The following is an 11,864-nucleotide window of genomic DNA, read 5'->3' as shown; positions in this document are numbered from 1 at the left end:
AATCATTTTTGAAAAATATTTAAATATGAATACTCAAATTATAAAGAAAAAGAGTGAAACGACTTAACGTTTCACTCCTAGTTCAAAACATCTTCAATTACATTATTTATTTAGCACGATTAGATGTACCAAATTCTCTAATTTTACCTTTAACTGTTTCTTTAATCGCTTCACGAGCAGGTCCTAAATATTTACGTGGATCATATACATCTTGATCATTATTTAATACTTCTCTTACTGCTTTAGCTGAAGCAATTTGATTTTCAGTATTAACATTAATTTTAGCAGTACCATAAGGGATTGCTTTTTGAATGTCTTTAGTTGGGATACCAGTACCACCATGTAAAACTAATGGTAAACCAGTTGATGCACCAATTTCTTCCATTTCTTTGAATCCTAATTTAGGTTCACCTTTATATGGCCCGTGAACTGAACCTAATGCTGGAGCTAAAGTATCAATGCCAGTTCTTTCAACTAATTCTTGGCATTCTTTAGGGTCAGCATAAATAATGCCACCTACAACATCATCTTCTTGTCCACCAACTGTTCCTAATTCAGCTTCTACTGATACACCATGTTGATGAGCATACTCTACAACTTTTGAAGTGATTTCGATATTTTCTTCAAAAGGACTATGAGAAGCATCGATCATTACTGAAGTGAATCCAGCATCAATCGCTTCTTTACATTTTTCAAAGCTTGAACCATGGTCTAAGTGAATAGCTACAGGTACAGTAATGTTTAAGTCATGAATTAAACCTTCAACCATTTTAACTACTGTATAGAAACCACTCATATAACGTGCAGCACCTTCTGAAACACCTAAGATAACTGGCGCGTTCTCTTCTTGTGAAGCTTCTAAAATAGCTTGAGTAAATTCTAAGTTATTTAAGTTGTATTGACCAACCGCATAACCATTTTCTTTCGCATCGATTAACATTTCTTTCATTGAAACTAATGGCATGAAAGTTCCTCCTTGTGTGCAACTGCACAATTTTTAAAATCATTATATCAGATATTTTTTTGAATTGCATGTGAATGCATGCTTGATTTAAAATAAACTTTTACTATTAAATACTAAATTATTAATATTTCAATATATGAACGGTTTCATTGCACATAAGTTTGAGTTTATTTACAATACATATGAAACGGAGGAACAACATGTCTAAAATATTACAAACTCAATTAACGGGTATATTCAATCGGTTAGAAGATCAAGCTTTAGATATTCAAATGGCTGCTCAATGTCTAATACAAGCAATCGGTGGAGAAGGTTATGTATACATTAAAGGCTATGGCGATTTGAAATTTTTCGAGCCTTTCGTTATAGAAAGTGAAGAGCACCTTAAATCTAGTAAATTATTATCCACGCTCACAACATTTGATGATATAGATTCAACAGATCGCGTGTTACTCTTTTCACCATATTACACTGAAGAAGTAGCTAAAGATGTACAAACATTAGTAGATAATGATATAGATGTTGTCTTAATTTGTAATCGACCCAAAGATTTAGAAATACCCGAACACTTTATACATTTCATCAATCTAGCTACCCCTAGACCAATTGTTTATACTGAGGATTATGATAAAGTGGTTCAACCTCATACGATATCTTTTAATTACATATATTATGAAATTTTCACTCAAATGATTGAAATGACACGAGATTTAGAATTGTAATGTCATATACCAATATTCATTTTAAAATCAACCCTTACGTCACCATTTCAGTACGTAAGGGTTGATTTATTATATTATTTATTTTGATGTTTATAAGCCGCTTCTACAAACGATTTGAAAATAGGTTGAGGTCTGTTAGGTCTTGATAAGAATTCAGGATGGAATTGACATGCGATATAGAAGTCATTCTCTGGAATTTCTACCATTTCTACTAATCGACCATCTGGACTAGTACCAGAGAACACCATACCATTAGCTTCTAATTGTTCTCTAAATTCATTATTAAATTCATATCTATGACGGTGTCTTTCTTCAATATTTATTGCGTCATAAATTTGATGTGCTAATGTGTTTTCTTTGATTTTACATGGATATAATCCTAAACGTAACGTACCACCTAAGTCTTCAATATCCTTTTGCTCAGGTAATAAATCAATTATTGGATAAGGTGTGCTAGGATCAAGTTCTGCTGAGTGTGCTCCCTCTAAACCTAGTACATTGCGTGCAAACTCAACAGTCGCTAATTGCATACCTAAGCAAATACCAAAGTATGGAACATTATTTTCACGAGCGTATTTAATTGCAGCAATTTTACCCTCGCTTGCTCTAAATCCAAAACCACCTGGTACAAGAATACCATCTACATCTTTTAAATAGTCTTCAACATTATTATCATTAACTTCGCCAGAATCAATCCACTTAACTACAACGTCTTTCTTCAATGGGTAGCCAGCATGTTTCAATGACTCTACAACTGATAAGTATGCATCTTGTAAGCTAACATATTTACCTACTAATCCGATTGTGATTGTACCATCAAGTGAATTAACAGTATCTAGTAAATATTGCCATTCATCTAATTGCGTTTCATATTTAGCATCTAAATCTAATCGCTTGATAACAATATCATCCATATCCTGTGCACTTAATTGTAATGGAATTTCATATAAAGATGATGCGTCTCTACATTCTATAACGCTCTCTTTATTAATATCACAGAATAATGCAATTTTATCTTTTAAATCTTGTGTCATTTCATATTCTGTACGCACTACAATTAAATCTGGCTGAATACCTAAACCACGTAGTTCCTTAACACTGTGTTGTGTTGGTTTTGTTTTCATTTCACCAGCAGCTTTAATGTATGGAAGCAAAGTACAATGTACATACATTACGTTTTCACGACCTAAATCACTTCTAATCTGTCTAATTGCTTCGATAAATGGAAGTGATTCAATGTCACCAGTTGTACCACCGATTTCAGTAATAACTACATCTGCGTTTGTACTCTCACCAGCAAGTAATAAACGTTCTTTAATTTCATTAGTAATATGTGGAATAACTTGAACTGTTCCACCTAAATAATCACCACGACGTTCTTTCTTAAGTACATGTGAATAAACTTTCCCAGCTGTAACATTTGAATATTTATTTAAATTAATATCAATAAAACGCTCATAGTGTCCTAAATCTAAGTCAGTTTCAGCACCATCATCTGTAACAAATACTTCTCCATGTTGATACGGACTCATAGTTCCTGGATCAACATTTAAATATGGATCAAATTTTTGAATTGTTACTTTTAAGCCTCTATCTTTTAACAATCTACCTAAAGAAGCGGCTGTGATACCTTTTCCTAATGATGATACTACTCCGCCCGTTACAAAAATAAATTTTGTCATTTCCTGACCTCCTAATTTATAAAGGGATGCTTCCTTACCTATTTATTCTTTTTAAATAATCACTTTTGAAAAATAAAAAAATCGCTCCCTCTCACATATCTGTAAGGGGAGCGTATATGATTTATACACGTGTCCTATTTAAAGGAGCCCGAATAAAATTCTATCATTTTTTAAGTAAAAGTCAATTAAAACTAAAATTTAGTTTTAAAATCTTCTTAGTTTTCGAATTCGTCCTCGTCTTCTTCATCGAGTTCATCATCTTCGTCATCTTCAATTACTAAATCTGATTCACTAATCTCGTCTTCTACTTGTTCATCTTCAGGGTCGTCTAAAGTTTCTTGATCATCCGTTTGGGCTGGAATGTCATCGTCGTCATCCATTTCGTCATCACCCAATAATTTAAGATTTTTATCTTCTTCATCTTCATCATCAAGAATATCGAATTTTTGAATTGTAGGTGCGATTTTTTCTTCAATATCGTCTACAGAATACCAATCACGTAATCCCCATTGGTTTTCACCAACGTTTAAGAAACGTCCATCAGTATTTAAATCTGTATAGAACTGAACTACACGATTTTCAATCTCTTCAAATTCATAACCACCTAAATCTTTGAATTCATCGATGATATCGTATAAATTCATCGTTGCACCTTTATCATTTAATAACGTATAAGCCATATCGATAAATGACTTTTCATCAACCATTTCTTTAGTATAATCTTGGATTTTCATTATAGCTAATCTTCCTTTCGAAGAATTTTTTAATTATGTCGTTGAATTTCATTAATTAATAGTAACAAAAATAAATTATAAATGACAATACACAATTTCGCAATTACGATTATCTTAGTAATTTACATATTTCTCGAAAATAATTAAATCATCTGACTGGTCAATTTCTACGAAACCACTATTTACACATAATGATTTTAATTCATTGTTTTCACCAAATAACGTAATCATAATCGTTTTAGCTTGTTTGAAATGCTTTCGTACATATGTAGGAATTTGTCTTAATGCACTTTCAGCGATACCTTCTTTTCGTTGTTCTTTATACACTTCAATAGCAACAATATTAATTCGATTATCCGTTTGTTCAAGTGCTATAAAACCTACTTTGTGGTTATCTTTAAGTAAATCAACAACACTATAAGATGAAATGCTTGATGCTTCATTTTCCGTTAATCGTAGTGAAGACACATGTCTTGAATCTAAGTCCAAATAATATAAGCGTTCTTTACCAATAGGACCTTCTTCTTTAGTAGCAGTGTGCATAAAACCAGCACGTTCATACACATTCCAAGCCCCTTTATTTTCAGCATCGACAACCAGATACAAGTGATTGAAATCAGGGAATAAATCTTGTACATATTGAGGTAAATACATCATCATCGTAGTTCCATACCCATTTCCTTGAAACTTCTCATTTATTGATAATGATCTTACATATACGACATTCTCAGGTGTATCATACCCTTCATGTTGGTAATATTGATGTAATACAAAGAAACCTACAACATCACCATACTCATTAATAGCTATATTTGCCACTCTATTTGAATCTGAAAGAGCATCATCTAGAACTGATTTCGGTAAGGATGAGTATATTTGTTGTCTCTCACTTAATTCAAAGTTAACTACATCCTGTCTATACTTTTCTTCAAATTCTTGAATCGTTATATTTTCAAACTGCTTTTTTATAGTCATAACCACTAACCCCTATGCCTCTTTTAATTAATCAATTTTATTATAATTGTTTTTTTACACTTATCAAAATAAAATCCACTTTAATTAGGTACAATTGTTTTAAATTTTTACAATTTAAAAATAATCTATTGAAATTTAGCTAATTTGCTTTACTATAAATATGACATATAAAATCACGAGGTGAACTAGAATGAAAGTCGGTATAGATGCCGGTGGTACGCTAATAAAAATCGTCCAAGAATCTCAACAAGGACGTTCGTATGAAACAAAACTTACTACAAACATTTCAGAAGTAATTGCATGGTTAAACGCAAACACTTTTGAATCAATCAGTCTTACTGGCGGAAATGCAGGTGTTATTGCTGAAAATTTAAATGCGGATGCAACTATATTTGTTGAATTCGATGCATCATCTAAAGGTTTGGGTATGCTTCTTAAAGAGCAAGGTCATCATATTGACGAATATATATTCGCTAATGTCGGTACAGGCACTTCGTTACACTATTTTGATGGCAAACAACAACGTCGTGTAGGCGGTGTAGGTACTGGTGGAGGTATGATTCAAGGACTGGGATACTTATTATCACAAATTACAGATTATGAAGCACTTACAAATCTAGCTCAATCTGGAGATAGAGATACGATTGATCTTAAAGTTAAGCATATTTACAAAGATACTGAACCACCTATTCCAGGTGAATTAACAGCTGCTAACTTTGGAAACGTCTTACATAATTTAGACGTAGATTTTTCACCTGCTAATAAATTAGCATCAGTGGTTGGAGTTGTTGGTGAAGTAATAACTACTATGGCCATAACCGTTGCTCGTGAAAATAAAACTGAGAATGTTGTATATATCGGGTCTTCTTTCAACAATAATCCACTTTTATGTGAAGTAATTGAAGATTATACGGTATTACGTGGTTTCAAACCATATTACATTGAGAATGGTGCTTTTTCAGGAGCACTTGGCGCAATTTATTTAAGTTAATTACTTTTAATATTTATAAAAAACCCTTAATCACCAAAAGATGTGATTAAGGGTTTAACAATTCATCTAAATCTCAACTGCATCGACAGATTTAACATCGACTATTTAATAATGTATATATAAAGACAAAATTTCACTAAATGTTACGTGCTTTAAATTAAAAAGTTAATTCATTTGATAATTTTTGTGCAGAAATGACTGTTCCTACCACACCAGGTTTCAAATCAATTGCGACAGCTTGGTCATTATCACGTAACTTATCTAACCAATCGCTAAATACACTACCTTCAATTTCAATTAATTCACATTCTTCAAAATCTTCATCACGAACTTTGAGCGCTCTATTTTTCAAGCTCCAAACCGGCATGATTTGAGGTTTTTCTTCACTATGATCACTAATCAATATAAAGTGATTTTCGCCATGTTTTGATAAACCAAATACTTGGTCTTCTTTGGCAACATCCTTTACAAATTCTTTAATACGAATTTTATCCAACTCTGACATTAATTCATCAGTCATTTTAACGACTTTTACAATTTGACCAGTTTCTTGTGATGTTTGATTAATGATAACTTGATCATCCTCATCAAATAAGTCGTCCAATTCATATGTAACGAATGTATCAATATCAATTTTTAGCACACGGTCATAATCAATTGACGCATGTTTTAAATAGTCTTCCGCTTGTCCTTCTTGAGTCCAAACGCCAACATAATCTTGATTATTACTATTTAGTCTGACCAGTTTTTTATTTTTGTTAGCAACATAAAACACTTCATTAATCAGTACATCTTTAAAGTACGCCTCATTCTTATAAGACAATGCATAACCCTCCATTTCTAATTTGCAACTATTAAAATACTAAATGACAATACTTATGTCGTCAAATTTCTATTCTAAAAAATAAGGGACCAAGACTGTATTCTTGATGAATGCCATGTCTTGCTCCCAAATTGACGCATAGAGTTATAACTATATTAAATTAATATTTTTTGATTCATTTAAATGCTAAGAATTGAAATTCTGCTTTTTAAAATTATTGCTATATACCTATCAATGGATATTGATTAGGGTAATTTAATTTTTATCTAATTCAGCTAAAAAGGATTTTTCAATTTTCTCTATGGCTTCTTTTGAATCTCCTGTCCATATACAACCAAAACGAGAATTAACTGCATTCTTTCCAAACCATTCACCATCATAATAAGATAATGGATATAATAAGCCCTTTTTAACATATTTTAAAATTGTATTAAAGAAATGTTCATTATCACCATTAGAGAAGTAACTATAAAATTTCTGATATGATGAATTTAATTCTTCTTGTAATAATAACATACTTGTAGAGCCATTTTGTCTAAAGTTTAAATCGATGGCAAAAACATCATCGTTTTTATCTAATAGTAAATCAAATCCAGCTACACCGAAGAAACCCAACTTTACACCATTTTCCATAATTTCTCTTCCAGCATCAATGACTTGTTGAGGAACATCATGAACATTTTCATTTCCAGCATAAAATCCATATTTATCAGTGATTTGATGTGCAGTGCCTAAATATGTCACACCTATTTCTTCAGAATAAGCAAACTGAACACAATAATTCTTTACCGCTTCAATTTTTTGTTCAATTATTAAATTATCCGTAGCATCACTTGCTTCTAAAATACGTTGTGTTGCTTTAGCTAAGTCTTCTTCATCATAGCAAATCATTACACCATATCCACCAGCTGTTGGTAAGTCATCACCTGGTTTAATTACAAAAGGGAAATCCCATTCTTTTATGCGCGCTTTAAAATCATTTATCGATACAATTTCTCGCTCTGGTAAATATTTATGATTCGTCCATTCTGGTATTCGCGCTTTATTGTTCAAAGCTACAAAGGTCTCTTTATCTACAGCGTAGCATTTATCTGAAACAACATCTTCACTATGAATATATTGAAAATATATATCTTTACCTTCTTCTTTAACAATTCGATTTAATAGTGCTTCATATGTTTCACGGTTTTTAAATTGATACGTATTTGTGGGTACTTTTTTTCCAACAAGATTAAATAATTGATCTAATTTTTCAGTAATACTTGCTTCATGTACAATCATTGGCATTGAATCTGCAATAAGCATTTCCCGACCAGTTAAGAAATTAGATTGATGTTCCTCAGGCTTTAACCATGGATTTGAAACATAAGATGGTCTCGAGTTATACACTATATTTTCATTATATAAGTCACTTAAAGTTAATTTTAGACCCTTTTCATTTATCGTCATTTTGACTGCCCCTTTATATGAGAGTGCTGTTGAACAATTTCATCAAACATTCCCTTATTTTCAATTAGTTCTAATCCCATTAATGCTATGATTTTCGCACCATGAATTAACGCTTGATCACCATGTACACTTGCCGCAGCCTCTCTAAATCTATGTGTATGACCAACTAAGTTTCTAGATCCTATCTTCACATGAGGATGAATCGTAGGTACTATATGACTGACATTACCCGTATCTGTTGATCCAAAACCAAAATCATCATGACTTACATCTTCACCAACTTCGAGCGCGTACTTTTCAAATAATTCATCTAATTTAGGTGTCTTAATAAATTCGTTCACACCATTTTGTATAGGGCCAAATTCATAATCGCAACCTGTTTGAATTGCAGCACCCCTAGCAATTTGATTCACTTTTTCTGTTAAAATATCTAGTTCTTTTCGAGTGGTTGCACGTGTATAAAATCGAGCATGTGTAAAATCCGGTATAATATTTGCAGCTTTTCCTCCGTCTAAGATAACACCATGTACGCGTTGACTTTTTTTAATGTGCTGTCTTAGTTGTGCTACACCGTTAAAATATGAAATCATTGCATCTAAAGCGTTTAAAGCTTCGTCAGCATTTTCAGAAGCATGTGCACTTTTGCCATAAAATTTTATATCTAATACATCCACCGCTAGTGTATCAATGGTTGGATAAGTTGCATTACCTGGATGAATCATTAATGCTATATCGATATCATCGATAATACCAGCCTTAACATATGACGCTTTTGCACTTCCATTTTCGCCACCTTCTTCTGCAGGACAACCGAGCACGACAACTTTGCCACCGATGCGGTCTATAACTTGTTTCAATGCTGAACCCGCAAGTACACTAGCAGTTCCAATAATATTATGACCACATGCATGACCTAGGCCTGGTAATGCATCATATTCAGCTAAATAGCCAATAACTGGGCCTTCTTGTCCAGAATCATATGTAGCTATAAATCCAGTAGCGTGTCCAGCAATATCCGTTTCTATATCGAAATCATTCTCTTTCAATTTATCTATAAGCGTTCTAGACGCGAAAATTTCTTCATTGCCTAATTCAGGGCGTTCATGTATTCTATGACTAATTTCAACATAATCATATTTATTATTCTCTATATAATCTAAAATTCCTTGTTTATTACTCATAAATCATAACTCCCTTATTATTGTAAAAATCTTTAAAAATATTTTGGATATTGTAACCATATCGTTTCTCAATTAATTATTACTTATTTTATCGGATTTAAAGATTGTTGTCATTAAATAACCTTATGTTTACGAAATTTTCTCACAATTCACTTTGTTTAACTATAATTTTGAAAATTGTAAATACCCTTAACTATTGATACAATCAAATCGTTAACTTAATAATTAAGCTTATTTAATATAGGAGGATTTATCATGACTAAAATGAACGTTGAAAGTTTTAATCTTGATCACACTAAAGTTGTTGCACCTTTCGTCCGTTTAGCTGGTACAATGGAAGGCTTAAATGGTGATGTTATTAAAAAGTATGACATTCGCTTTAAACAACCTAACAAAGAGCACATGGAAATGCCTGGGTTACACTCACTAGAGCATTTAATGGCTGAAAACATTAGAAATCATACTGATAAAGTTGTTGATTTAAGTCCAATGGGTTGTCAAACTGGTTTTTATGTTTCATTTATTAATCATGACGACTATGAAGATGTGTTAAATATAATTGGAAAAACACTAAATGATGTTTTAGAAGCTACTGAGGTACCCGCTTGCAATGAAGTACAATGCGGTTGGGCAGCAAGTCATTCACTTGAAGGTGCAAAAGAAATTGCGCAAGCATTTTTAGATAAACGCAATCAATGGTCAGATATTTTTGGTGAAGGTAAATAAATTTCATATTTAAAATAAAAACCACCAATGCTTAAGTATATTTAAGTATTGGTGGTTTTACTTTTCTCTTTTATAATTTTTTTACTAGTGCAATTAAAACAAATTGCATTGGTAGTCTTGAGTATAATGCCCATTTAGGTACTTGTTTATCACCTAAAGGTAATTCTTTTCGTGCCATATATATATTTGCCGGTAATACAGCTAGTAAGAAAAGATTTATACCTGTTTTTAACCAATTAGCAGGACGTTTTAATAACAACATAATGCCAAAGAAAATTTCAAATACACCTGTTACCAAAACAGCTGTTTTACGTAATGGTAAGTATTCTGGAACAATATTTCTAAATGAGCGTTCATTTGTAAAATGTAGAACGCCAGCTGTTCCAAAAGCTAAACCTAATAAATAACGCAATACTTTCATTAATGTTCAACTCCCATTTCATTCAAATAACTCTTACCAAATTCAGGTAATTCCACATTGAAATTATCTGCAATGGTCGCACCGATTGAACTAAACGTACTGTCTCCTGATAATTCATGGTATTTATCAATTTTAGGGCTAAACATAAGTACTGGGATATACTCTCTAGTATGATCAGTACCATCGGCAATAGGGTCATTTCCGTGATCAGCCGTGATAATAACTAAATCATCTTCTTGAAGATTGTCGATTAATTCAGGTAATCGCTCGTCGAAATCTTTAATAGCTTGTGCATAACCTTCTTTGTCTCTACGATGGCCATATAATGCATCGAAATCAACTAAATTTAAAAAACTAATGCCATTAAAATCTTTTTTTACGACATTTATTAATTGATCCATACCATCCATATTATTTTTTGTTCTTATTGCTTCAGTTACACCTTCACCATCATAAATATCATTAATTTTTCCAATAGCAATAACATCATAGTTATTATCTTTTAATGTATTCATAACAGTTTTGCCAAATGGTTTTAGCGCGTAATCATGTCGATTAGAAGTACGTGTAAAGTTTCCAGGTTCACCTACATACGGACGTGCAATTACGCGACCAATTAAGTATTTAGGATCTTTAGTTAATTCTCGAACCTTTTCACAGATATCATATAATTCTTCAAGAGGGATAATATCTTCATGTGCAGCAATTTGAAGTACTGGGTCAGCGCTAGTATAGACGATTAAGTCCCCAGTTTTCATTTGATGCTCACCTAATTCATCAATAATGGCTGTCCCTGAAGCGGGCTTATTTGCTACAACTTTACGACCTGTCATTTCTTCAATCTCTTGTATTAACTCATCAGGAAATCCGTTTGGATATACTTTAAATGGTTGCATGATATTTAAACCCATGATTTCCCAATGTCCTGTCATGGTATCTTTACCCACGGAAGCTTCACTAAGTTTAGTATAGAAAGCACCTGGTTGTTCAACTTTATTGACCACAGGTAATTCTTCAATATTACCCAATCCTAATTTTTCCAAATTAGGTAGCGTTTGGTTAAATCCTTCTAATGTATGCTTTAATGTATGAGATCCTTCATCATTGAAAGCTGCAGCATCAGGTGCTTCACCGATACCTACTGAATCCATAACAATTAAATGTACTCTTTTGAATGGTGTAGTCATATTTAACAC

At 32.3% G+C, this 11,864-nt stretch carries 12 protein-coding genes; 3 read left to right on the top strand and 9 right to left on the bottom strand.

From position 1 onward, the window contains the following. Nucleotides 1–106: 106 nt before the first annotated feature. Entirely contained in the window at nucleotides 107–964 is an 858-nt protein-coding gene (fdaB, locus tag F1592_RS00175) for a class IIb fructose-bisphosphate aldolase FdaB (protein ID WP_011275221.1), read from the bottom strand. A 200-nt stretch (nucleotides 965–1,164) separates the two neighbouring features. On the opposite strand from fdaB, the gene F1592_RS00170 reads away from it, so the two are divergent. Beyond that, on the top strand, nucleotides 1,165–1,686 hold the full coding sequence (locus F1592_RS00170; RefSeq protein WP_053017607.1) for a DUF2529 family protein: 522 nt from the start codon (nucleotides 1,165–1,167) through the stop codon (nucleotides 1,684–1,686). Between the two features lie 74 nt (nucleotides 1,687–1,760). Here F1592_RS00170 and F1592_RS00165 read toward each other — a convergent pair whose 3' ends face one another. The 3 genes from F1592_RS00165 to F1592_RS00155 all read right to left on the bottom strand — a co-directional run bounded on the left by F1592_RS00165 (nucleotide 1,761) and on the right by F1592_RS00155 (nucleotide 5,077). After that, on the bottom strand, nucleotides 1,761–3,368 hold the full coding sequence (locus F1592_RS00165) for a CTP synthase (RefSeq protein WP_037551917.1): 1,608 nt from the start codon (nucleotides 3,366–3,368) through the stop codon (nucleotides 1,761–1,763). 215 nt (nucleotides 3,369–3,583) lie between these two features. Further along, the gene (gene rpoE, locus F1592_RS00160) at nucleotides 3,584–4,102 is read right to left on the bottom strand and encodes a DNA-directed RNA polymerase subunit delta (RefSeq protein ID WP_037538837.1); all 519 of its coding nucleotides are present in this window, start codon (nucleotides 4,100–4,102) and stop codon (nucleotides 3,584–3,586) included. Between the two features lie 114 nt (nucleotides 4,103–4,216). After that, nucleotides 4,217–5,077, bottom strand: coding sequence for a GNAT family N-acetyltransferase (locus F1592_RS00155; RefSeq protein WP_053017609.1), 861 nt, complete (start codon nucleotides 5,075–5,077; stop codon nucleotides 4,217–4,219). Nucleotides 5,078–5,267: 190 nt separating this feature from the next. Between F1592_RS00155 and coaW the strand changes: the two genes are divergently transcribed. Then, nucleotides 5,268–6,068, top strand: coding sequence for a type II pantothenate kinase (gene coaW / locus F1592_RS00150; protein WP_149809503.1), 801 nt, complete (start codon nucleotides 5,268–5,270; stop codon nucleotides 6,066–6,068). A gap of 157 nt (nucleotides 6,069–6,225) precedes the next feature. Here the strand turns inward: coaW and F1592_RS00145 are convergent, their stop codons facing one another. The 3 genes from F1592_RS00145 to F1592_RS00135 form a co-directional block, all read right to left on the bottom strand. Next, a complete protein-coding gene (locus tag F1592_RS00145) occupies nucleotides 6,226–6,891 on the bottom strand; it encodes a DUF2750 domain-containing protein (protein ID WP_037538845.1) in 666 nt (221 codons plus the stop codon). Nucleotides 6,892–7,146: 255 nt separating this feature from the next. Beyond that, complete coding sequence (gene ldmS / locus F1592_RS00140; RefSeq protein WP_053017613.1) at nucleotides 7,147–8,340, bottom strand: L-aspartate--L-methionine ligase LdmS; 1,194 nt, start codon at nucleotides 8,338–8,340, stop codon at nucleotides 7,147–7,149. Continuing rightward, nucleotides 8,337–9,521 carry a M20 family metallopeptidase gene (locus F1592_RS00135; protein WP_011275213.1) on the bottom strand — a complete coding sequence of 395 codons (1,185 nt, stop codon included), beginning with the start codon at nucleotides 9,519–9,521 and terminating at the stop codon, nucleotides 8,337–8,339. The genes ldmS and F1592_RS00135 overlap by 4 nt, the downstream gene beginning before the upstream one ends. A gap of 255 nt (nucleotides 9,522–9,776) precedes the next feature. Here F1592_RS00135 and F1592_RS00130 point away from each other — a divergent pair, with 255 nt between their 5' ends. Beyond that, nucleotides 9,777–10,247 (top strand): S-ribosylhomocysteine lyase, encoded by a 471-nt coding sequence (locus F1592_RS00130; protein ID WP_053017618.1) that lies wholly within the window; start codon nucleotides 9,777–9,779, stop codon nucleotides 10,245–10,247. A 70-nt stretch (nucleotides 10,248–10,317) separates the two neighbouring features. Here F1592_RS00130 and F1592_RS00125 read toward each other — a convergent pair whose 3' ends face one another. Together F1592_RS00125 and deoB are read right to left on the bottom strand one after the other, a co-directional pair. Beyond that, entirely contained in the window at nucleotides 10,318–10,668 is a 351-nt protein-coding gene (locus F1592_RS00125) for a DoxX family protein (protein WP_011275211.1), read from the bottom strand. Next, nucleotides 10,668–11,855: a phosphopentomutase gene (gene deoB / locus F1592_RS00120; protein ID WP_011275210.1), complete on the bottom strand. Its 1,188-nt coding sequence runs from the start codon at nucleotides 11,853–11,855 to the stop codon at nucleotides 10,668–10,670. Before deoB ends, F1592_RS00125 begins: the two co-directional genes overlap by 1 nt. Between the last annotated feature and the right edge of the window lie 9 nt (nucleotides 11,856–11,864).

The sequence above is a fragment of the Staphylococcus sp. GDX7P312P genome (genome assembly GCF_008385775.1).
Classification (GTDB): Bacteria; Bacillota; Bacilli; order Staphylococcales; family Staphylococcaceae; genus Staphylococcus; species Staphylococcus haemolyticus.
The sequence above is the reverse complement of the archived record's forward strand: the minus strand, read 5'-3'. Positions and strand labels throughout refer to the sequence as shown.